This is a genomic window from Streptomyces sp. NPDC033177 (assembly GCF_055577715.1).
This window is the reverse complement of the sequence record NZ_JBVIPS010000014.1, coordinates 186,455-208,004: the sequence shown is the minus strand read 5'-3', so window position 1 is coordinate 208,004 and position 21,550 is coordinate 186,455. Positions and strand designations below refer to the sequence as shown.

17 protein-coding genes and 4 pseudogenes are annotated in these 21,550 nt (G+C 66.5%); 8 read left to right on the top strand and 13 right to left on the bottom strand.

The window, feature by feature from the left end:
* Window positions 1-133: 133 nt before the first annotated feature.
* Window positions 134-1,204, bottom strand: coding sequence for an integrase core domain-containing protein (locus ACZ5U5_RS38750; protein ID WP_469031234.1), 1,071 nt, complete (start codon window positions 1,202-1,204; stop codon window positions 134-136).
* Window positions 1,205-1,388: 184 nt separating this feature from the next.
* Here ACZ5U5_RS38750 and ACZ5U5_RS38745 point away from each other — a divergent pair, with 184 nt between their 5' ends.
* Together ACZ5U5_RS38745 and ACZ5U5_RS38740 are read left to right on the top strand one after the other, a co-directional pair.
* Entirely contained in the window at window positions 1,389-1,658 is a 270-nt protein-coding gene (locus ACZ5U5_RS38745) for a hypothetical protein (RefSeq protein ID WP_469031232.1), read from the top strand.
* Between the two features lie 241 nt (window positions 1,659-1,899).
* The gene (locus tag ACZ5U5_RS38740; RefSeq protein WP_469031230.1) at window positions 1,900-2,556 is read left to right on the top strand and encodes a hypothetical protein; all 657 of its coding nucleotides are present in this window, start codon (window positions 1,900-1,902) and stop codon (window positions 2,554-2,556) included.
* Between the two features lie 206 nt (window positions 2,557-2,762).
* On the opposite strand, the gene ACZ5U5_RS38735 is transcribed toward ACZ5U5_RS38740, so the two are convergent.
* A complete protein-coding gene (locus ACZ5U5_RS38735; RefSeq protein ID WP_469031229.1) occupies window positions 2,763-3,284 on the bottom strand; it encodes an integrase core domain-containing protein in 522 nt (173 codons plus the stop codon).
* Window positions 3,285-3,382: 98 nt separating this feature from the next.
* Between ACZ5U5_RS38735 and ACZ5U5_RS38730 the strand changes: the two are divergent.
* A pseudogene (locus ACZ5U5_RS38730) lies at window positions 3,383-4,138 on the top strand (transposase family protein).
* Here ACZ5U5_RS38730 and ACZ5U5_RS38725 read toward each other — a convergent pair.
* From ACZ5U5_RS38725 to ACZ5U5_RS38705, 5 genes and pseudogenes are all read right to left on the bottom strand, one after another.
* Window positions 4,120-4,314 (bottom strand): zinc finger domain-containing protein, encoded by a 195-nt coding sequence (locus tag ACZ5U5_RS38725; RefSeq protein ID WP_469031228.1) that lies wholly within the window; start codon window positions 4,312-4,314, stop codon window positions 4,120-4,122. The pseudogene ACZ5U5_RS38730 and the gene ACZ5U5_RS38725 overlap by 19 nt on opposite strands.
* A 224-nt stretch (window positions 4,315-4,538) precedes the next feature.
* Complete coding sequence (locus ACZ5U5_RS38720; RefSeq protein WP_469031226.1) at window positions 4,539-5,228, bottom strand: hypothetical protein; 690 nt, start codon at window positions 5,226-5,228, stop codon at window positions 4,539-4,541.
* Window positions 5,229-5,244: 16 nt separating this feature from the next.
* On the bottom strand, window positions 5,245-6,144 hold the full coding sequence (locus tag ACZ5U5_RS38715; protein ID WP_469031225.1) for a hypothetical protein: 900 nt from the start codon (window positions 6,142-6,144) through the stop codon (window positions 5,245-5,247).
* Window positions 6,145-6,164: 20 nt separating this feature from the next.
* A complete protein-coding gene (locus ACZ5U5_RS38710; RefSeq protein ID WP_469031223.1) occupies window positions 6,165-7,487 on the bottom strand; it encodes a histidine kinase in 1,323 nt (440 codons plus the stop codon).
* A 547-nt stretch (window positions 7,488-8,034) separates the two neighbouring features.
* A pseudogene (locus ACZ5U5_RS38705) lies at window positions 8,035-9,894 on the bottom strand (Tn3 family transposase); the annotation flags it as partial.
* Between the two features lie 228 nt (window positions 9,895-10,122).
* Between ACZ5U5_RS38705 and ACZ5U5_RS38700 the strand changes: the two are divergent.
* Both ACZ5U5_RS38700 and ACZ5U5_RS38695 read left to right on the top strand, forming a co-directional pair.
* A pseudogene (locus tag ACZ5U5_RS38700) lies at window positions 10,123-10,739 on the top strand (UDP binding domain-containing protein); the annotation flags it as partial.
* Between the two features lie 731 nt (window positions 10,740-11,470).
* The gene (locus ACZ5U5_RS38695) at window positions 11,471-11,728 is read left to right on the top strand and encodes a hypothetical protein (protein ID WP_469031222.1); all 258 of its coding nucleotides are present in this window, start codon (window positions 11,471-11,473) and stop codon (window positions 11,726-11,728) included.
* 252 nt (window positions 11,729-11,980) lie between these two features.
* Here ACZ5U5_RS38695 and ACZ5U5_RS38690 read toward each other — a convergent pair whose 3' ends face one another.
* From ACZ5U5_RS38690 to ACZ5U5_RS38680, 3 genes are all read right to left on the bottom strand, one after another.
* Window positions 11,981-12,838 (bottom strand): helix-turn-helix domain-containing protein, encoded by an 858-nt coding sequence (locus ACZ5U5_RS38690; protein WP_469031220.1) that lies wholly within the window; start codon window positions 12,836-12,838, stop codon window positions 11,981-11,983.
* A gap of 467 nt (window positions 12,839-13,305) precedes the next feature.
* A complete protein-coding gene (locus ACZ5U5_RS38685; RefSeq protein ID WP_469031218.1) occupies window positions 13,306-13,893 on the bottom strand; it encodes a DUF4158 domain-containing protein in 588 nt (195 codons plus the stop codon).
* Window positions 13,894-14,221: 328 nt separating this feature from the next.
* Window positions 14,222-14,383 carry a hypothetical protein gene (locus ACZ5U5_RS38680; protein ID WP_469031217.1) on the bottom strand — a complete coding sequence of 54 codons (162 nt, stop codon included), beginning with the start codon at window positions 14,381-14,383 and terminating at the stop codon, window positions 14,222-14,224.
* A gap of 207 nt (window positions 14,384-14,590) precedes the next feature.
* On the opposite strand from ACZ5U5_RS38680, the gene ACZ5U5_RS38675 reads away from it, so the two are divergent.
* The gene (locus ACZ5U5_RS38675) at window positions 14,591-15,343 is read left to right on the top strand and encodes an FHA domain-containing protein (RefSeq protein WP_469031216.1); all 753 of its coding nucleotides are present in this window, start codon (window positions 14,591-14,593) and stop codon (window positions 15,341-15,343) included.
* A 1-nt stretch (window position 15,344) separates the two neighbouring features.
* On the top strand, window positions 15,345-18,857 hold the full coding sequence (locus ACZ5U5_RS38670) for a protein kinase domain-containing protein (protein WP_469031214.1): 3,513 nt from the start codon (window positions 15,345-15,347) through the stop codon (window positions 18,855-18,857).
* Window positions 18,858-18,871: 14 nt separating this feature from the next.
* On the opposite strand, the pseudogene ACZ5U5_RS38665 reads toward ACZ5U5_RS38670, so the two are convergent.
* Window positions 18,872-19,108 (bottom strand): annotated as a pseudogene (locus ACZ5U5_RS38665) (ISAzo13 family transposase); the annotation flags it as partial.
* 121 nt (window positions 19,109-19,229) lie between these two features.
* Here ACZ5U5_RS38665 and ACZ5U5_RS38660 point away from each other — a divergent pair.
* Window positions 19,230-19,907: a hypothetical protein gene (locus tag ACZ5U5_RS38660; protein ID WP_469031213.1), complete on the top strand. Its 678-nt coding sequence runs from the start codon at window positions 19,230-19,232 to the stop codon at window positions 19,905-19,907.
* A 73-nt stretch (window positions 19,908-19,980) separates the two neighbouring features.
* Here the strand turns inward: ACZ5U5_RS38660 and ACZ5U5_RS38655 are convergent, their stop codons facing one another.
* Window positions 19,981-21,075 carry an integrase core domain-containing protein gene (locus ACZ5U5_RS38655; protein WP_469031211.1) on the bottom strand — a complete coding sequence of 365 codons (1,095 nt, stop codon included), beginning with the start codon at window positions 21,073-21,075 and terminating at the stop codon, window positions 19,981-19,983.
* 19 nt (window positions 21,076-21,094) lie between these two features.
* The gene (locus tag ACZ5U5_RS38650; RefSeq protein ID WP_469031210.1) at window positions 21,095-21,415 is read right to left on the bottom strand and encodes a hypothetical protein; all 321 of its coding nucleotides are present in this window, start codon (window positions 21,413-21,415) and stop codon (window positions 21,095-21,097) included.
* Between the last annotated feature and the right edge of the window lie 135 nt (window positions 21,416-21,550).

Below are 21,550 nucleotides of genomic sequence, written 5' to 3'. Positions count from 1 at the left end.
ATCACTTTGCTCGCCGTGGCGCGCGCGGGTCCGAGGCGTGGGTCCTGGGGGTGGGAGTGCGGCCCGAGCAGCTTGGCGCAGACGAAGAGGGTCATGAGCTCACCTGTGCCGTTCGGAAACTCATCGCCCCTGGTCAGGTTGCATATCTGTACTCGTTGATAACGCCGCCGAGTATTCGGGTACGTAGAGCGCAGTGAGCGGGCGGAGCGGTCATGGGCGTCGGGTGCTTCCGGGCGAGGGGAGGGAGCTGGCGGCGAGCCTGGTGGGGGCGATGACTGTTGTAATGCCGGGCGTACACATCGGGGACGTGCCGGGCGTGGGACTCGTTCCAGATCAAGAGGTAGTCGAGGACCTCGCGCCGCTGGGTGCCGATGACCCGTTCACAGTGGGCGTTCATCCGAGGGGCCTGCGGCGTGCTTCTCACAGCTTGGATGTCGTCGGCCGCGAAGACCGCGTCGAAGGGTCCGGTGTACTTCGCGTCCCGGTCTCGGAGCGGGAAACGCAGTGAGTCCGCCCGCATACCCAACTCGACGGCAAGGTTCCGCGCCTGTTGCACCGTCCAGGGCCCGTTGGGATGGGCAGTCACTCCCGCGATGTGCAGCCGGCGTGTGCCGTGCTCGAGGAACACGAGCGCGTACACCCGGCGCAGGTCGACCAGGTCGATATGGACGAAGTCGCAGGCAGTGATGCCCTCAGCTTGCGCGGTCAGGAACTCGCGCCACGTCGGACCGTTGCGGCGTGGGGCCGGATCACATCCCGCTGCAGTGAGGATCTCCCAGATCGTCGTTGAGCCGACCGGACGCCCGAGCCGGACGAGTTCGCCCTGGATCCGTCGGCAGCCCCAGCGCGGATTCTCTTTGGCGAGTCGCAGTACCAGAGCCTTCACCGCACTCGCAGTCGACGGTCGACCGGGCCTGCTCCGGCGCTTGCTGTAGTCCCATTTCCGGGCGATCAGCCTGCGGTGCCACGTCAGCAGCGTCGCGGGTGCCACCGGGAACACCTGCGCCCACCGGCGTCGCGGAATCAGCGAGGAAAGCCCTGCGAACCACAGTCGATCCGCCAGCTCGCAGCGCACCGGCTTCGTGAGCTGCCTGCGCAGCACCGCGCTCTCGTGCCGCAGCACCAGCAATTCCGCGTCCTTGGCCACCCCTCCGCGTAGCAGCACCGCCGGAACCGCGAGCAGTTTCCGCGAGACCTGGTACACCAGTGAAATGATTACCCGGCCAGGGTTTCAGCAGACAGCGATGCCGCGCCAGACCACCTCCGAGTAGTAGCGATGAGTTTTTCGAACGGCACAAGCCGGCCTGGAAGGTGGTGTCCTGCCGCGAGTCGGCGAAGATCAGAAGCCGACGTAGCATCTCGTCGTCACTCTGCGCGGCCAGCCCGGTATGCAGGCTGAACGCCGCGGCAGTGACGGCCGCGGCAGTGCGGGCGGTGAATTCCTGCACGGCGCCGTGCGACGACCGCTGGTAGCCGCAGACCAGGCAGCGCGTCAGTGGACGATCGGGCTCGGGGACTGCGACGGACACCTCGCGGGTGGCGGTGCCGCAGCCCAGGCAGGCCATTCCGTATTCGCCTATCTGTACCAGTTCAAACGGCTGCGGATCCGCTACGAGAGGCGCGCAGACCTCCACCTGAGTCTCCTCCAACTCGCCTGAAGCATCATCTGCTTGAGGCGACTCCGAACCTCATCCTGAAACCATCAGTAGGTGACACCGGCGATACAGGTGGAAGTCGTGGCCTGAGTGCCCGGGTCGGGGCGAAACAGGCCCCGGGTGCCCCGCCGTTCCTGTGCTTTCGCCGCCACCCATATGCTTCCCGGTCGAAAGCCGATCGCGCGCCGGTCTCCGTCCAACTGAGCGGGCGCGATGGGGGAGATCGACGAACAGGAGACCGTAGTTGTCCCGCCGCATGTTCAGCCGTACGTCCATCCGCACCTCCCGCCGTACCCGCGCCCTGCGCGCCGCCGCGCCCATCGCTACCCTGGCCCTCGCCCTGACCGCCTGCGGGGGCTCCGACTCCGGTGGCAAGTCGGCGGACAAGCCGAAGCAGGGCTCGTCCGACAGCACGCCGAAGGGTGACAATCCCGAGGGTGGCGAGACGGAGTCCGGGCCGATGAAGGCCGGCGAGTCCATCACCGTCCCCTTCAAGGAGGACGAACCCAAGATCACGTACGAGATCGCCGCGCAGAAGGTCGACCTGAGTACCGAGGCTGAGGCGAAGAAAATTGCCAATGACCCCAAGAATGCCAAGGGTCTCATCGCCGCCATCGCTCATGTGAAGTTTACCAACAAGTCCGGTGGTGTGGTGGAGAGTTCGCCCGACGTCGGCATGGCGACCGAGATCTATGCGGACGGCGCCCCTGCGAGTCTGGTGCTGATGGCCGCCGAGGACGCACCCGGCTGCGACCGCACTATCGACATCGAGAACTGGAAGGCCGGGCAGAGCTACACCATCTGCCGGACCTACATGGTCCCGGCAAACGCCAAGGAGATCGAGGTCCGCTGGTCCGATCAGGGCGGCACGACGTACAGCTGGGCCTTCGCCGCCAAGTAGGCCGGGCGCCGCTCCTGGCTCGGCCAGCACCACCACGTCACCCTCGTGATTGCCACCCACGCCTCCCCACCGAACAACGCCTGGCCCCAAAAGCCCCCACGCCGGCCTCACCCTTTACCACGTCCTCGACACTCTCCAGGACGTCCTGAGGTGCTGGACCGGTATCTGCACCACCTTGCGCCTGCCGAAAACTCCATCCGCCCAGTTCAGGCGATATGTTGGTATTCGTGGAGGACTCCGCCGAGGCGGTCTCTCCGGCGCACTTTCAGTTGGGTGATTTGTGCGTGGGGGAGTGGTGCGGGAACGGCGCGTAGGGGTGCTGCCTGGTCTATCGCCTGGTGGGGCCGGTGAAGGTTGTAGTGCAGTTCGAACTGGCGGAGTGCGTGGCGCAGATGGCGCTCGTTGAAGATGAGGGTGCGGTCCAGTAGTTCGTGGCGGCAGGTCTGGACCCAGCGTTCCATGATCGCGTTCATACGCGGTATCCGGACGCCGGTGCGCACGACGTGGATGCCGGCGTTGCGCAGGATGTCGTCGAAGAGGGCGGGGTATTTCGCGTCCCGGTCTCGGACCAGGTACGCGTGGATGGCCTGTGCGTCCGTGAGGTCCATGGCCAGGTTTCGGGCGGACTGGGTGACCCAGGCCGCGGTGGGGTGTGTGGTGGTGCCGAGGATGCGGATGCGGCGGGTGGCGTGCTCGATGACCGCGAGGATGTACTGAGCCGTTTCCAAGCTGGCGGTGGACCGCGAGTTGGAAATCCTGCGCAACGACGAAGCTCCTGGTAGACGGGTTCTCGACCAAGATCACCCGTGTCCGCCAGGAGCTTCGCGTGCTTGTCTATCCGTCCTCGATTGATCTGTCCAGCCGCACTCTGCGGTTCCTGACGGGGCAACTGACCGTGAGGCGGCAGGAGATCGGGACGCGGTGGCGACGCCTGTCCGCCGCACGTCAGGCCCTGCTCGCTCTGGCTCATCTGCGGTGCGGTGACACCTACGCCCAGCTCGCCGCCGGGTTCGGCATCGGGATTGCAACCGTCTACCGCTACATACGGGAAGCCGTCGAGGTCCTGTCCACCCTCGCCCCGACCCTGACCGAGGCGATGAAGACCATCCGGGCCAAGGCGTTCGTCATCCTCGACGGCACCCTGGTGCCCATTGACCGCATCGCCACCGACACCCCGTACTACTCCGGGAAACACAAACGTCACGGCATGAACGTTCAGGTTCTCACCGATCCGTTCGGCCGTCTGCTGTGGGCCTCGCCAGCGTTGCCCGGCTCGACCCACGACCTCACCGCCGCCCGGCAGCACGGGATCGTCGATGCCCTCGCCGATGCGTGACTCAAATGCTGGGCCGACAAGGCGTATCAAGGCGCTGGCGGTCCCGTCCGCGTCCCGTTCCGAGGCCGCCGGCTCAAACAATGGAAGCGTCGCCACAACACCACTCACGCCAAGATCCGCTGTGTCGGTGAACAGGCCATGGCCACCCTAAAGGGCTGGCGACTCTTGCGGAAACTCCGATGCAGCACCAACCGCATCACCAACGTGGTGAAGGCCGTCCTCGTCCTTCACCACGCATCAGGGTGAGGTTGGAAAGAGCTCAGTTCCTCGCGGAGCGCGGGGACGAGGACGAAGCGGGGGGTGTGGTACTTCGCGGCGGTCTTTCCGCCCCGGGTGCGGCAGGCGCTGCCAGCGGGCGCGTCACAGTTCGGGCAGCCGTGACGTTCTACCGCAAGTGCGGCCTGATTGGGCGTCAAATCCATGGAGGCAGTCTCTCAGAAGTGCCTCGCACAACGTGCGGGTTTTGAGGGGGATTTTGCGAGTGGCGACCTGCGGAAACGTGATCACCCGGGGGCCGTTCGCAGAACTCTCACAGATGGTCATTTGTGAGAGCGTGTCTGGGGGCCAGGCAAAGATCCCGACTCACCAGTTTCTCCATCTCGGCACGCTTCGAGAGGCAGGAGTAATGGGAGCAGAAACCGTAAAGTCAAGATCGCTGACCAAGGTTTCGCCGACGGATCCGGGCGACGGTCCAGGCGAGTAGCCCCAGCAAGAACAGCATTCCGCCACCCATAGCCGTGACAGTAGCCACTCCGGCGCCGGTGGTGCGGGTGGGCAGCGAGTCGAAGGCCAACAGAACTGCGAATGCCATCCCTGCCAACAGCGCGACCCCCAGTGACCGGCCCGCACCCCGGCGGCCCGAATGATCACTAGGCGCTCCGGCGATCCGTAGCAGCGCCAGCGTCCAGAGTGCGGCGGTCACCCCGGACATCAAGGTGAGGAAGACCCCGTGGTAGACCCCGGCGGCGTTGAAATGATGCGGCCGAGGAAGAGTCCAGTTGAGGTGAGGCGCATCATCCCGAAGCCACTGAAGCTGGGTCGCAGCCCCAAGCCCGGCCCCCACCGCAGCCGACGCAGCAGCGCTCAAGCGTTCCCGTCGCGCACGGGGCAGCCGCCGGATGGCAAATACCAGTGCCCCGGTCATGACCGGCAACGCCAATCCATCACCCCAAGTGGCGCTCAGGTAGTCGAACAGTCCCAGCCGCCCTGGAACCGACCGTGTCGTTGCGGAGAATACTCCGAGGGCGCCGAAGCCCGTGAGCAGCACCACCAGTGCTGTGAGCACTGCTGCCCGGTTGGCCTGAAGCACCGCATCATGGGTTGGAATCCTGGCCATTCTTCGATCTTCATCCTCAACTGGGCTGGCTGGGCGTCCACCACGGTTGTGGCGGACGGCGAGACCGGTTACTGCGTTGCTTGCTGAGCCGGATGTCTCGGGCCCTGACGATCTCTTCCAGCTCGGGCGCCTGGAAAAAATCCCGGTGTGCTTGAGCGAAAGCCTCGACAGCGCGCTGCTTTGGATCGTTCATCCCTGCCACGGAGTTGAGGGAGGGCAGGTTCCGCACCGCTTGAGCGCCGATCGGATGGATCTCGTTCTCGGCCATAGCGGTCTCGAAGGCCCCGATGGCAACGAGATAATGCTTGAAGCGCTTGCGGGCGTAAGAGACCCCGATGCTGGCGGTGCGAGCCAATTCCTCGGCTTGGTAGTGAGTTGCGGACATCATCTCCCACAGCTTTACGTCCGCTCCACTTCTCAGGATCTTCTGCATGAAATCGCCAGTGAACTGGTAGACGTCAGGCATGCAGTGCTCCAGAGTTCGCGGCCTCGTAAGCCTGCGACCTGAAGCGATTTCATCGAGGATGCGGACGGTTTCGGGATACCCACGACTGCGTTTGTCGTCCTTGTAGGTCCAGCCCACGATGACCTGTCGCTCGGGTGGTGGAAGTAACTGACAGACGGCGAAGGGGAAGAGTGTTCTACCGTACTGGGATTGGGCCATGCCAATGGCCATGGGCCCGTTGCGCTTGATAAGGCATGCGAACGCCGAAAGGCAGGTTTTCGTGGTGGTGAGCTCAAATTGGGCATCCACGAGGACTACGTCCACCTCGGGATGCTGGTTGAGGTAGGCTCCCAGCTTTTTGGGGTCGGGGTTGGTCTGGCTCTGCAGGGTGAATCGCTCGGGATCGCCAGGCTGGGTGGTCAGGAATTGGTTGAGCGATCCGAGCGCCGTGGTGGGGCTGTCGTCCAGCACTAAGACGGTGAGCCTACGGTTCATCGGTCAGTCTCCGGGAGGTCGAGCTTCCAGTGGGCGGTGGCGGCCGAGCCGACGGGGTGGGCGGGGTCGAAGGTAAGATCACCCCCGCGTCCTCGCAGTACTTTCTGTAGGCGGGTCAGCGAGGCACCTAGTACCCAGTCTTCCTCCAACCCTGGTCCGTCGTCTGCTACCTGGAGAGTGAGAGTCAGATCGTCGCGGTCTGCGGTGACGGTGGCCGATGGAACGTGCCCCTCGCGTACTTCTTTGAGGGCGTTGCAGCACAGGTCGGCCAGAACGCTACGCACAATCGAAGCGTCCACGGAACTCAGTCGGCCCAGGGTGCCTGGATCGCGGAACACGAGACGATGACGGTCTTCGGGCAGAAGACTGCCACGTACTCCTTGGACGATCTCGCCGACAGCAGCCGAGCTGTGTCCGTGGTCGAGTTCGCTGAGGCAGCGGTCCAGCTCGCCGCGCAGGTAGATCAACAGTGCCTCGGCATCGCTGGCGGGCCGGTTCCGGACGGCCATGAGCACATAGTGCAGAGGATTGCTGACGCTGGAATGGACCACCGTGGCGTCCTTCAAGCGCTGTGCCATGACCGCCGGGATCCGTTCGATCTCGGCACTGCCCAGGAACTGCTCGTAGACCGTCAGGGTCGGGTACAGCAGCAGGAACGTGGCGGCCAGCCACGGAAGGGTCGCCGTGGCTCCGCTCGCATCCCGTGACAGGAGGAAGCCGTAGATCAGCCCAAGCGCCAGGGGCGCACCCCCGCGGGCCAGCCGTGCGAACCAAATCGGCCACGCCTTCGTCGGCTCGAAGTGGTAGATGGTGGAGTCGATGGCCCAGTGCAGGGTCCCCAACCAGCCGTACAGCAAGGTGGCTGCGACACCGAGGATCAGCGCAGCAGGATGACTGGCGAACGGCCCAGATGGAGCACCGACCATCCAAGCCGTCAGCAAGGGGCCGACCCCTTCCAGAACACCGGGCAGGTTCAGGCGAGCGCTCCACCCGCTCGACATCAACTCCCGACCAAGCGCTCGAACCGGCCGCAGTCGAGACTGCATCATCTCTCCGATGATCTCTTCCCGGGCGTGGACGATCGCCAGGGCCGTGCCGACGAACGGCACTGTGACCACCATGAGCCACCAAGCCCGGCTCGTGGGGCCAACCGCCCAGAACCCCGCTGCGGCGACGATCACACAGCACAGGAGCCGAATGATCGTCGTGGCCCGTCCGATCGACGTCGATGAACGACGAGAGATTAGATAGGTGTGCCGCGTACGCAGCCCCGGATCATGCAGAAATCCCCATACAGATTGATCCAGAAATGCCGTCACCATCGAATCCTCCAGAGCATTTGGTGAGCCTTAACCCCAGTCGACCACCTAAGTGCCCCACGAACTGGGTCACTTGTGACCCAGTTCGTGGGGCGCACATGAGTAGCAGGTGGGATCACACAGGGACGAAAGCTGGGGCAGCAACGACAGCGAGCGGACGAGGCACTTACGAGAGCCTCTGAGGTAGGGCATAACCCCCGCCGAGAGGAGGAAAAATCATGCAACTCCGATGCGAGCTAATACTCGACACGCGAGTCATCGTGATCGTGATCCACGTGCTCATCCTGCTGTTGCTCACCCGCTAGTTCCTTCTGACCCGAGGCCGGCCGCCCGCAGGGCGGCCGGCCTCGGTACGTCCGGCCGCGTAGCGCAGACAGAGTCTCGGACCGGCCGCCACCACGTCAGACGGCGTGGCTGGCCACTGCTTCGCGCCGGCCGCCCCGTCCCGATCGGCGAAGATGCCGCCGACGAAGTAGGCAAGATGCCCGGACCGCTTCGGCGCTTCAGCGTTCCAGGCAACGTCGTCTTCATCACGGCGACCGGTGTGTCACCCGGCGTGGCCGTCGTCATCGTCGTCGAGGTCGACGGCGTCCGGGTCGCGCAGCGGGCGCAGGCCGTCGACCGGCTGGGAGGCGGTGAAGCTGTAGCGGCCCAGGACGTTCAGATTCTTGTGCTTGAGCGGGGAAAGCCGGGCCACGTCCTCGTCGCGGATCTCGTGCCCCTCGGCGCGGAGCTGGGCGACGGCGGCGTCGATGTAGCGGGTCGTCCAGAGCACCACGGCGTTCAGGACCAGACCGAGCGCGCCGAGCTGATCTTCCATGCCGTCCCGGTATGCCTGGTGGATGGTGCCCTTCTTGCCGTGGCAGATCTCGCGGGCCAGCTTGTGGCGGGACTCCTGGACGGTGAGCTGCTTGTGCATCTGGCGCCGGTAGGTGTCGTCCATGGGGTCGACGACGGCGAGTAGGTGCAGGGTCTTGGCGATCCGCCCGTACTCGGCGAACGCCTGCCCCAGTGGGGTCGGGTGGCCCTCGCGGCCGAATACCCGCAGCAGGTCGTACGCCCTGACCTGGTTGGTGACCAGGGAGCCGGCCACCCGCAGCATGTCCGGCCAGTGCGTGATCACCTTCTTCACGTTCACCTTGTTGCGGGCGATGGCCTCCAGCGGCCCGTACCCGCCCGCCGACTCGGCGCCGGGCATCGCCGCCTTCCAGAACCGCTGGTCCTCCAAGTCCTTGAAACGCGGGGAGAAGCGGTAGCCGAGCATCTTGAAGATGCCGAACGCCATGTCGGAGTAGGAGGCGTTGTCGGTGGCGACCATCTCCGGCTTCACCCCGCCGTCCAGGTTCAGCAGCGCGTCCAGGATGAACAGGGAGTCACGCGGGGTGCCGGGCACCACCATCTGCCCGATGCCGATCACCTGGTCATTGATCGCGTTCAGCCAGGTGATGCCCTTCTTCTTCGCGAAGTACTTCGGCGAGGGCGCGGCGTTGATCGTCCGCGTGGGCACGACGAAGCGCAGGCCGTCGACGGAGGCCAGCAGGCCCTTGCCCCAGAACTCCACGATCGGCACCCGGGCCTGGGCCTCGATCAGGGCGGCGTTCGCCGCGGCGATGGTGTCGGCCCGCAGGTAGTACTGGTCTACGTGGACCAGCCGGGAGCGGGTCAGTGCCTCGTAGCCCGGGTTGATGACCGGCGTCATGCCGATGTTGCACGCCTCCGAGACCAGCAGCGCGACCATCGACGTCGTCAGGTCCTTCATGCGGGTCCTGCCGTCGCCCAGGTGCACGAAGGCGTCCAGGAACCCCGTCCAGCCCTGCACCTCGAACAGCAGGTCCGGCAGGTCGATCTTCGGGAGCATCTTCTCGACGCGTTCGCGCAGCCACTTCAGCGACTTCGGCTCACCGAGCGCGTGGAGCTTCTCCACGTTCAGCTTCGCCCGGCCGTTCGGCTGCACCTCGATGCTGATCTTCGCGTCCGCGCCGGCCTCCTCCAGCCGCTCAGCCATCTGCCTCCACGTCGCGTCCAGGACCGCCGTCAGCTCCCGCAGGTGTGCTGCGGCGTCCTCGTCCAGGCTCAGGCCCGCCAGGACGTCCTCGCGCACAGCCTCCCACCTCTTGCCCGCCAGCAGGCGGGCGCGCGGGTCGGACCAGCGGTGCGAGGGGGAGGCGAAGATGTCACGTCGGCGGAGGGCCCCGAAAAGCTGTTCCAACACACAGACCACGTACGCGGCGCGGTCCACCGCCCCTTGCGGCAGGTCAGCGTTCGCGTACACCGCCTTGCGCCAGTGCGACGGAACCAGCTTCTCGTCGACCTCACGCGGCAGCAAAGGCTTCTCGCCCACCTTCCGCCGCGACAGCGCCGGGAGCCGCTGCACCCCGGTCAGAATCCGCCTGCCGGCGGGCGCGGCGGCCAGCGCCTTCGACTCACCCATTGCGGCTCCCGCATTCGAAGACCGCGTAAGCCGACGCGCTCTATTGCGGCGTACCGCCCGCTCCTGGCGAAGGGGTGAATGTGAGCGTCCATTAATCGGTGGCGCTGCGTCAGGGGCCTCAGTCCTCCACAGCGTGTGCTGGGCAGCTCAAGCGACGAAAACCGTGGTGGCGCTGGGTTCATCGGCTCCCATTTCGTGAAACGCATGCTCCAGGCCGAAGACGTAGCCCGAGTGACCGTTCTCGACGCGCTGACCTACGCAGGGCACATAGAGAACCTGGGGACGGCGCTGACCACGAAGGTGTCGTTCATCAACGCCGTGGCCGAGGTCTGCGAAGCCGCCGGCGCCAACGTTCACCAGCTCGCCTACGCCCTCAGCCACGACAAGCGCATCGGACGGCACGGATGCGCCCGGGTCTCGGTTTCAGCGGCGGCTGCCTGCCCAAGGACATCCGCAGCTTCATGGCCCGCGGAGGCGAACTCGGCGCCGACCAGGCCCTGACCTTCCTTCGCGAGGTCGACGCGATCAGCAACCGGCGCCGCGAACGACTCGACGGCGTCATCCACGGCAAGCACCTCACCATCTGGGGCGCCGCCTTCAAGCCCAACGCCGACGACATCCGCGACTCACCCGCCCTGGCCGTCGCCCAGAAACTCCACCAACTCGGCACCACCATCACCGACCCCAAGGCCCTCGACAACGCCCGCAAACAGCATCCCGAACTCGACTACATCGACGACGCAATCGCCGCCGACGGCGCTGACCTGCTCCTATACCTGACCGAGTGGCCGCAGTTCCCCCGCATCGACCCTGTCCCGCTCGAAAATACGATTTGCGGCTGTGGTCTGCACGTTTGCTGATCGTGGCGAAGCGGGCTCGACTGCTCTGGGACGATCTGCGGATGTCGATGTCGGTTGTCGCCGCGCTGGTCCGGAATCTGATCACGGTGCCTGCTGCGGTGCTGCGCAGCCGCATGGCCAAGGACGCGGAAGTGCTGGCACTGCGCCACGAGAACGCGGTGTCCGCTACGAGCCCGCCGACCGGATCTGGCTGGCGGTCCTGTCCGGGCTGGTCCTGCGGGAGCGCTGGCGCCAGGTCTTCGCGGTCACCCCGACCACGGTGCTGGCCTGGCACCGCCAACTCGTCGCCCGGAAGTGGACGTTCCCCTCTCGTCACCGTCCGGGCCGACCCCGCACGGCGCCCACCATCAGGCAATTGATCTGGCGGTTGGCCCGAGAGAACAGCAGCTGGGGCAACCGCTGGATCCAGGCGAGCTCGCGCGCCTGGGCCACCCGATCGCCCCGCCCACGCTCTGGCAGATCCTGCAGGACGCCGGCATTGACCCGGCCCCGCAGCGCTCCGGCCCGACCTGGCGCCAGTTCCTGAAGGCCCAGGCCCCGTCGAAAGCTGCCTGCTGGCGGTCGGCCCCAACCGGGTCCGAACCATCGCCGACGGCCTGAACGGCGATCAGCGTGACTACGCCGAGGGTGCGCTCACGAACTCGCCCTGGTGGCTGCGCACGGTGTCCTTCTTTGGTGCCGACGCAAAGTCCGTGGGGTACCAGGAGATCGGCGACGGCGTCAGGCTCAAGCCGGGAACGGCAGGAGGCAAAGACGGCGCCTGGTGGGCATCCTCGATCTGCAACGGCGAACCCGCTCTGCACACCCTCACCGCCGACCACATGTACGAGGACATCCTCGGCCGCAAGGGGCTCAACTCCCTGTTCCACGCCTACGTCAACGACATCACTACCCGACGCGGCTGCACCCACATCACCTACCCCAGTGCCAAAGACTTCCACGACATGTGACCCTGATCGGGGAGTGGACGCAGGGGTGCTGCTTGGTGGAGGGCGCGGCGTGGGCGATGGGTATTGAAGCGTGTTTCGTATGCGGCCAGGACGCTTCGCAGGTGCCGTCCGTTAACGATCAGCGCCTTCATGCTCGGACTGCTACTCCTCCAGTTTCTCCGACTCAACGCCCGCCCATCGATGGCCGGTTGGATGTGGGCCCGGACTCGGCCCCCGGGGCGAGTTCCGGCGGGCCAAGGTGGTCGACGCTCGCTAGCGTCGTCGGTCGGGCGGTCGGTAGGCGTCCTTAATGATCTGTTCCAGGTCTTCCTCGCTGAACATTCGGCGTGAACCGATCACCCTGTACGGCACGTTGCCGCGAGCGGACTCATCGCGCAGCCAGGCGGCAGAAATACCGAGGCGTTTCGCGGCTTCCTGGACGTTGTAGAGGAGCGGCCCTTCCTTCTTCCTCCTGGGAGTGGCGCTATCTGCCGGTGTGGTGGTGCGGCTCCCTCGCGGGCGAGCGGGCGGGGCTTGTGGCGTCGTCGAGGAAGCCGGTAGATCGAGGACGGCCGCGTCGACTGCGGCCAGGAGCACGCCGAGCCCACGAAGGCGAGCTTCATCACCGAGTCCGTCGTTGGGACCGGGCAGGCCCATGGCCCGTCGGCCTTGTGTGGCCGGATCGTCGGACGGCAACAGTAGTGCGGCCAGCCGGTAGTCCTCTTCGGGGAGGGATACGTTGGAGTGCAGCGCCTTGGCCAGTCGCAGTCGTTCCCTCTGAAGGGCCCGCTTGTCCAGCTTCCAGATCCGCTCGCGCAGTTCCTCCCAGCCGGGACGGGACTGCACGACGGCGAGCGCTTCTTCGGACAGTGTGGGGCCCGGGTGTTCTGCTGCCTGGCGGTGCATGGCGCAGGAGGCGCGGCCGTTCTCGACCGGATTCTTGCAAGGGAGGCCGTGAAACGAAGCGACGGGTACGGGGCATCGCTCGCGGTCTGGAGCGAGTTGCCCCCAGCGTCCTTCACGGATGTAGGTGATCTGCCGTGCGACCGAGGTGATCGCGTCCTTTGGCACTCCCCAGCGCTTGGCGGCTTCTCGAGGTGTGAGATGGTCCAGCGCGCGGAGACGCTGCATGGGGGTTTGGTCGGCGTCCGCAGCCTGCTCACTGGGTTTCGGCGCAGAGGCGGGCATTGGCTGGGGCTCCGTTCTGCCGGATGACGAGGCACGTGCTGCGCGCGAGGCATCGCCAGATCACTCCGCGCGGACAAGCTGTGCCTGTTGACGTCACGATAAGAGGCGACTCCGACTGAATGCTCTGTGTCGAGGAAGTCCACCCCGCGTCGACCGGGTTTCTGCTACGTGGGCGGGCGAAGAGGCTGAGGGATTGGACGGCACGCCATGTGAGTCTCCGGTACAGGCGAAATCACCATCGCCTACGTGATCACCGGCCTCGGATGGACGCGACGCCATCTCCTGAGTCGACCTATGCCGCGCTTGTCCGCTGGAGCGTTACTGCCACGAACAGGGCGGCGGAGGGCTCGTAGCCAACGTGCATGTACGGCTGGGGGTTGGTGCTCGCGATGCCATTGCCAAAACCGTCGTCATCGCCTCCACGGTCTCGGCGCCGGTATCGGTATCTTGCTCGCTGTCGCCGGTCGGATCGCTGAAGACCAGCGTGTCCAGCCGACGGGGACAGACTTCTTTCGGGCGAGGCGTTCGGCGACTTCGGCGACGGCCCGCTCGTCGGCCTGGTGCAGCGCGGACCGGATGATCGCGTCGACCTGAGCAGCGGTGGGCGGCTCGATCAGGACTACGCGCATCTGCCGCAGCAGCTCGGCGCGTACCTGTTCCTCGCGGCGTTCGTCGTGCCAAATCACGTCCACCAGCTGCGAGATGAGCTTGACCTGGTCGGTCAGGCTGCACTCGTGCCACCCGTTCAGATCCCGCAGTTCGCTGCGGTGCCGCTTCGCGGCGCGGAAGGTGAAGTCATAGAACCCCAGCTCGGACGCTGCGACGCTCACCTGCTCGGCGACATGCTCGACCGCATCAGGCGGCAGCTCCAGGCGCCTCTCGGGGAACCGGCCGCGCCAGGTCAAAAACTGCAGCTGAACGGCGAAGCCCAGCCTCGTGGCCCCGGTCTTGTTCCGTAACCAGCCCGCCTCGTCGTCGGACAGGGTGAACTGGTCCACCACCCCCGTCCAGACCCAGATCCCGTCCCACTGACAACCCCTTCTCCACGCCCCGCGATCAGCATTTGGGGCTGGACGGTAGAGGCACTGCTGTACAGCGCACGCGGATATCCGTGAAGCGGCAAGGCAGGGTGGGCGGACCTGATAGACGTACCGGCTCCGCCTGCGTCGAGTCCGACGTACGGGTCAGCGGTCTTGGGCGAGTTTGTAGAGCTCGGCGTAGAGCCCGCCGAGATCCAAGAGGGCCTGGACGTCGCCGCCCAGCTCACCGGTTGAGCCGGCCTGACGGCTGCGCCGGGCCTACCGTGTCCAGGACCGGTTCCCGTCCTCAGCGGTGGTCGATCCAGTAGGCCACCCAGGCCACGGCCCCGGTCGCCGACGCCTTCACCGCCCAGCGCACGATTTCATCGCTCGCGGTCTCCCACAGCCGTTGGGCCACCGTATGCCTGCCACCATCGTTCTTCGGAACGCGCTTCGTCGTCTGCTGCATGCCGAAATCGGAGCACCGGTCGCCCGGGACCGGTACCGAGCGCTTCGGCGCGCCGGTGAGAGAGCTGTGATGGGATACCGAACCATGCTCGGGACCGGTCCCGAAACGGGCACCATACGGTGGCGGCCAGAAGGACGGTGCAGGTTCGGACCAACGGGGGTGGATGTGCAGATCCGGGAATTCGTTCCACAAGTACTGCCGGCAACGATGCCGACGCTCTCGGGCTGCCTGCCCAAGGCTCCGCCGGGGACCATCTTCGTGAAGTCCACGCAGAGCGGATTCGCCGTCCCTCCGCGGAAGTTCACTCTGCACTTTGGGCGCGCCGCGGACGACGTCCATGTGCCCGTCGGCGCAGACGACCCATATGTGAGCCGACTGCATGGGGTCTTCACGTGCGACGGGCAGCAGTGGTGGTTACGGAACGAGGGCCGACGCCCGATCCAACTGCCGGGCACCGAAGCCCTGCTTCGCGGCCATGAATGGGCGATGTCCCCCGGCTACTCGGCGCTGCTCATCGAGACTCGCAATCGCAGGTCCCACCTGCTGGAGGTGCACATCATCGGATACCCGGCCGCCGTCGACGATGGCGACTCGGAGGGAACCACAGCCGCGGACGACGTATACGACCTGAGCAACGCCGAGCGCCTTGTGCTCATCGCGTTGGCGCAGCGGTATCTGCGCCAGGAGCGCTACCCCCAGCCCGTGTCGTGGAAGCAGGTGGCCGACGATCTGTCCCGTGCCGCCCCCCGGCGCACCTGGACGGCGAGGATCGCCGAGCACACGGTCGCCACGGTCCGCAAGCGCCTCGCGAGCGGCCGCGATCCCGTGGCCGGACTGCTGCGAGAGGAAGGGGTCGGCGAGCCCGTGGGCAACACCCTCAACCACAACCTGATCCAGGCGTTGCTGAAGAGCGCGACCCTGCTGCCCCAAGACCTGTACGTACTCGGCGAGGAGGCCTGACATGCAAGCCCCCGAGCAGTTTCCCGAGTGGCGGACAGGTGAGGTCATCGACGGCCGGTACCGGGTGGTGGGGCTGGCCGGGAAGGGCGGCATGGGGCTCGTCTATCAGGTCAGGCACCTTCAGTGGGGCATCGATCTGGCCGCGAAGCGCCCCCTCCGGGACGCGCCGCTGAGCCCGGACGAGCGGCAGTTCATCGGTGAGGCGGAGGCCTGGGTGAACTTGGGACTCCACCCGAACATCTGCGGCTGCCACTACGTCCGCAGGCTCGACGGCCTTCCGACCGTGTTCGCTGAGTACGTCCCGGATGGCAACCTCCACAGCTGGATCGTGAGCGGCCAGATCTTCCGGAACCTGAGTCCCGCCGAGACCGTGCGGCGCGCCCTGGACGTCGCGATCCAGTTCGCCTGGGGCTTGGAGCACGCCCACCGCAACCGGCTGGTGCACCAGGACGTCAAACCGGCGAATGTCCTGATCGACACCTCGGACGGCGGCATCATCGTCAAGGTCACCGACTTCGGACTGGCGAGAGCCCGCACCGGTGCCCCTGGACCGGCGGCCGCTTCCCTCGGCACCCGACGGGACGCGGGGGACGCCGACAGCGTCCTGGTGGGCCGTGCCGGTCTGACGCGGGAGTACGCATCCCCGGAGCAGCTGGCCAACCGTGCGCTGAGTCGACGCACCGACATCTACAGCTACGCCACGTCCGTGCTCCAGGTGTTCACCGGCCGACGCACCTGGCCGAGGGGAGACGAGGCAGGCCGGGCACTGGCGGAGTACCTCGCCAGCGGACCGGGCAGCAGGCTCGGACTCCCCGAGATGCCAGCCGGTCTTGCCGCGCTGCTCGGCCGCTGTCTCGAAAGGGATCCCGCCGACCGGCCGGGCACCATGGCCGAGGTGGCCGCCGAACTTGTGGAGATCCACCGGAGCGCGACCGGCCGGCCGTATCCACGGCCGAAGCCGGTGCCGGCCGACCTGCGCGCCGACGAGCTCAACAACCGGGCCCTCTCCCTGCTCGACCTCGACCGGCCGGCCGAGGCGGACGAGCTGTTCGCCCAGGCCCTGGAGGCGGACCCGCGGCATCCGCAGAGCACCTACAACGCTGGTATGCGCCGGTGGCGGCGCGGCGAAATCAGCGACGAGAGCCTGCTCGCCGAACTCGAAGGGCTCGGGCCGGAGACTGAGCCCGACGGGCGGCAACGCCATCTGCTCACGTTGGTGCACATGGAACGAGGCGACGTCGATGCGGCCTGCGCGTCGCTGGCCGAGCACGGCGACGGGCCGGCCGAACCGGAGGCCCGTGCCGCTCTTCAGGCGATCGCGGCGGGAGAGATTGTCAAGGCCGGGTGTGCTGCGACAGTGCCGATGCCCTGGCAGCGCTGGCCGGAAAAGGAGCGCCCCGGGCTGCCCGCCATGCTGCCTGGACGGCCGCTGAACCACAAGGAGGGGGCGCTTAGGGCCACGCCGGACGCGGGCGTCATCGTCGCGGGGCACAGCAGCGGTGGCGTGATCGTCTGGGCATCCGGCGACCAGGAGAAGGGACGTCTGCTGGCCCTGTCCGGGCACTCCAAGTCGGTGCACGACGTGGACGTCACCCCCGACGGCCACTACGCCCTCACCGCCGGATTCGACGGCGCCGTGCGGCTCTGGGACATCCCACAGGAGCGCTGTGTCCAGGTCTTCGAGGGCACTCGGGTGCGCGGAGAGAAGATCAATCAAACCCCGGTGCGCTTGTCCCATGACGGCAGCGTCGGGGCCTGGACCGCCTCCGACGGGACGGTGCAGATCTGGAACCTGTGCAACAGCACACTGCTGTCGGTCGTTGGCGAGCCGGAGCAGAACTCAGTATCCCTCGCGATGAGCCCCGACGGTCGCAGAGTGGTGTCCAGCAGCGCCATGTACGGCACGGGATGGCTGTGGGACGTGGTCTCCGGACGATGCCTCAGGAAGTTCGTCGCCGGGCAGCCCTTTTCCATGAACGCCCTGTGCCTCAGCGCCGATGGACGGCTCATGGTCTCGGCGGGAATCCTCGACACCACGATCCGCATCTGGGATGTGGAGCGGGGCCACTGCATCCGGACCATGAGGGGACACACCGAAGGGGTGGACAATCTGGCGCTGCGGTCCGACAGCCGGTTCCTACTCTCCGGGGCCAGAGACCAGACCGTGCGCTACTGGGACCTGCGCACCGGCCGTTGCGTCCGCACTTTCCGCGGTCATGACGGCGACGTGTGCGACGTCCGGTTCGTCACGCTTCCCGATGTGCCCGGGGCCGAAGAGTTCGGTCTCTCCCTGGGCAAGGACCACACGTTGCGCTTCTGGGAGCTGCCCGGCACCTATCACGCCAGTGCGCAGATCAGCCGGCCCCGCCCGCAGTCCGACCTGAACAGCACCGCCGAGCGGGTACGCACACTGGTCGCCCGGGCTGAGCGTGAGATCTCGGACGGCCGGTACTCCGACGCGCTCAAGGGGCTCACGCAAGCGCGGGCGGAGCGCGGCTACGAACGGGCGCCAGAGGTCCTTGCCGCCTGGCGCAAGCTGGGCCGGCACACCACTCGAGTCGGCCTGCGGAGCGTGTCCCAGATGCGCACGCTCGGTACTGCTAAGCAGAATCATGTTGCCTTGTCGGCCGACGGCCGATTCGCGGTCACCGGTGACATGGAAGGGGTTCAGGTGTGGGACGTCGCCACCGGCGCCCGCCTCGAAGGTCGACGGCTCAGCACCGGAAAACTCCTGCAGAACCTGGCCATCAGAGGCACGCGGGTCCTGATGGTGCAGGCGGACATCAAGAAGCTCATGGCGAACAACGCAGAGATGACCAGCTCCGAGCTCTATCTCTGGCAGCGGGACACCGACGAAATCCGACGCATCGGCGGCGACTACGCGATCCGCTCCCTGCACTGGACGGCGGACGACGACCGGTTCCTGTTGGGCGGCTACGACGGCAGTCTCCAGTTGTGGGACCTGACCCCGTCCGAACCGCGCCGTCTGCACGCCATGCCCGGACACTCCGCGGAGGTCAGCGCCCTGAGTAGCACCCCCGACGGCCGTACGGCGGCGTCGGCGGGCTGGGACGACACTGTCCGGTTGTGGGATCTGCGGACCGGTCAGTGCGTGCGCACCTTGGACGGGAACGGCCAACTGATGTCGGTCAGTTTGAGCTCCGACGGCCGTTTCGCCTTGTGCAGCAGCGGCCGTGAGAACGCGGCGATCCGACTGTGGGACACGGCGAATGGGCGGTGCATGCGTACCTTCGACCCGATTCCCGGATGGGCGGTCGACGCCCGCCTCACTCAGGACGGGCGTTTCGCGGTGTCCGTCGACCTAGCTGGCAACCTCCGGATCTGGCAGACCAAGTCCGGCCGCTGCATCCGAATGATCCAAGCCCATCCGACAGGGGCCTCGTGCGCCGTCCTCCCTGCCCATGACCAGTTCGTGCTCACCACAGGCGGCCCGGCGGACACCGATGGCCCCAAGCTCTGGGACCTCGACTGGGACCTGGCCGCCCTGCCCTAAGGGCTTGCAGATCATTAACACATCGTCTTGATCTTGCTGCTGGGCTCGTTGGTCTTTGCGTGGACCCGTGCTTGGAGTCCCGTGAGGGCGATGGGTGGGGTCGTCGCGGGTGGGATGACGATGCCGTGCGCCTTGAGCAGCTGCCTGTTCTTCAGGAGGGTGCGATGCATGGCGGTGCGGCTGCTGGCGAACAGTACGGCGAGGGGTTCCGCGGCCAGGGCGACCCGCAGGTGAAGCACGGTGGCTAAGCGGTCTTGATGATTTGCGATGCGGCTTGGACAGGCGGCTATCCTGCGGTTTGGGGGAGCCATGCCCGTGATAGCGTCGCTCTCTTCTCCGGCCGCGTCCGGAAGGAGTCCTGTCAGGTACCTCATGATCGACCCACACCAGCAGTTCCAGGACGCACTCGACGCCCTGGACCCTGCCTTCGCGCTACGTGCCGAGCCGTTTGTTCCCGCGGGCGGCTGCACCCACTGTTACACCGCGGCTGATCACGTGGCGCTGGCCGGTCCCGTGCACCAGGTGCCCGACGAGCTGATCTTCTCCGTCGCCCATGAGGTGCCCGACCACTGGGACGACTTCCCCGGCCTCTACCGTCGGCTGACGCCCCGGATCGTACGGATCCTCACCGCGGAATGGCTGGACCACGGCCTGGTGGCCTCCCGCCTGCTCGCCGCCGACTGGCGGAACTGGCCCGCGCCGGAACGGACAGCCCTGGAGCGGGTCTGGCACGCCTGGTGGCACTCGTCTCTGCACACCCACCCGGGTACCGGACACATCGCCGACATCCTGGAAATACTCGCGGTCACCACGGGCACGCCCGCTCCCTGGCTGGCCATCTGGGCCGAGACCCGCACCAAGGCGTCAGACCTGCACCTGAGCGATGCGCTCGACCGCTGGCTCACCCAGGGCGAACTCGCGGACCTCCGTCTCGGCTTCTACGACGAACTGCATGCCTCACCCGAGCTGCTGCCCTGGCTCCTCTCCCTGGAGGACGACCGTATCGGCGCCGCTCAGCTGATCGAGGTCGAGCGCATCGCATACAGCTAAACCAACACGTGGCGGGACTTGGCTGGTGCCCTCGCGGCAGCACTGCGCCTGCCGAAAACCTCATCCGTGCAGTTCAAGCGGCATGTTGGTACTCGTGCAGCACTCCGCCGAGGCGGTCTCTCCGGCGCACTTTCAGTTGGGTGATTTGTGCGTGGGGGAGTGGTGCGGGAACGGCGCGCAGGGGTGCTGCCTGGTCTATCGCTTGGTGGGGTCGGTGAAGGTTGTAGTGCAGTTCGAACTGGCGAAGTGCGTGGCGCAGATGGCGCTCGTTCCAGATGAGGGTGCGGTCAAGGAGTTCGTGGCGGCAGGTCTGGACCCAGCGTTCCATGATCGCGTTCATGCGCGGGATCCGGATGCCGGTGCGTACGATCTGTATTCCGGCGTTGGTCAGGATGTCGTCGAAGAGGGCGGGGTATTTCGTGTCCCGGTCCCGGATCAGGTGCACGAAGGTGGTGTTGGCGTCAGTGAGGTCCATGGCCAGGTTGCGGGCGGCTTGGGTGACCCAGGCTGCGGTGGGGTGTGTGGTGGTGCCGAGGATGCGGATGTGTCGGGTGGCGTGTTCGATGACCGCGAGGATGTACTGGCGTCGGCCGGTCAAAGTCACGGTCTCGATGAAGTCGCAGGCCAGGAGAGCGTCTGCCTGCGAGCGCAGGAAATCGGCCCAGGTGGTGGCGTTCCGGTCGGGCGCGGGGTCGATTCCCTCGGAGATGAGGATCTCCCAGACGGTGGAGGCCGCGACCTTGATGCCGAGGGTGGCGAGTTCGCCGTGCACCCTACGGTAGCCCCACGACGGGTTCTCCCGCACCAGGCGCAGGACCAGTTTGCGGATCGAATGGACCGTGGGTGGTCGACCGGGCTTCTTGGGCCGGCAGGTGCGGGCGTGACGCCGCTTCATCAAGTCGCGATGCCAGCGCAGCACCGTGTCAGGCCGGATCAGTAGGCGCAATCGGCGCAGGACCTTGCGGGGCAATGGCACCAGCAGTGCGGCAAGGAACACCCGGTCTTGTGGAGCAAGCTTCACCCGGTCCGCGCCGAGTTGTCGCTCAAGGACGGTGAGCTGGTGGCGCAGGGCGAGTATCTCCGTGACCTTGTCGCGGTCGCTCGTCGGCAGCAACCGCAGCGCGGCGAACAGGCTGGTGACGGTCACGTAGACGAGACGAAGTAGCACGAGTGCTTATCCTGCCGCATTATCGAGGACGCCCCTGAGCTGCATGGATGACATTTTCGGCAGGCGCAAGGTCGCGGTGCCATCGCAGGACGGTGTCGGGTCGTGCGAGCAGCCGCAGGCGGCGTAGTGCCTCGCGGGGGAGAGGGCGGAGGAGTGTGGCGAGGAAGGCTCGGTCTGCTGGTGCGAACTTGACCAGTCCCGGACCGAGTTGTCGCTCAAGGGCGTTGATCTGGTGGCGCAGGGCGGGGATCTCCGTGACCTTGTCGCGATCGCTCACCGGCAGCAACCGCAGCGCGCCGAACAGGTTGGTGACGGTCAAGTAGACAAGACGCAGCAGCACAAGTGCTAATCCTGCCGCACCGTCGCAGAAGCTCCTGAGCTGTATGGATGGCATTCTCGGCAGGCGCACACCCACGACGCCGTCCGAACCGACGCGGCCGCCCGCCGGCTCATCGAAGTCGCCACCACCGCACCC

What these genes read in the sequence shown, in the direction of transcription:
- ACZ5U5_RS38675 (WP_469031216.1), top strand. Translation starts at nt 14,591, where the DNA reads ATGCCGACGCTCTCGGGCTGCCTGCCCAAGGCTCCGCCGGGGACCATC.
- ACZ5U5_RS38745 (WP_469031232.1), top strand. Translation starts at nt 1,389, where the DNA reads ATGCAGGCTGAACGCCGCGGCAGTGACGGCCGCGGCAGTGCGGGCGGT.
- ACZ5U5_RS38720 (WP_469031226.1), bottom strand. Translation starts at nt 5,228, where the DNA reads ATGGCCAGGATTCCAACCCATGATGCGGTGCTTCAGGCCAACCGGGCA.
- ACZ5U5_RS38725 (WP_469031228.1), bottom strand. Translation starts at nt 4,314, where the DNA reads ATGGATTTGACGCCCAATCAGGCCGCACTTGCGGTAGAACGTCACGGC.
- ACZ5U5_RS38670 (WP_469031214.1), top strand. Translation starts at nt 15,345, where the DNA reads ATGCAAGCCCCCGAGCAGTTTCCCGAGTGGCGGACAGGTGAGGTCATC.
- ACZ5U5_RS38690 (WP_469031220.1), bottom strand. Translation starts at nt 12,838, where the DNA reads ATGCAGCGTCTCCGCGCGCTGGACCATCTCACACCTCGAGAAGCCGCC.
- ACZ5U5_RS38680 (WP_469031217.1), bottom strand. Translation starts at nt 14,383, where the DNA reads ATGCAGCAGACGACGAAGCGCGTTCCGAAGAACGATGGTGGCAGGCAT.
- ACZ5U5_RS38660 (WP_469031213.1), top strand. Translation starts at nt 19,230, where the DNA reads ATGATCGACCCACACCAGCAGTTCCAGGACGCACTCGACGCCCTGGAC.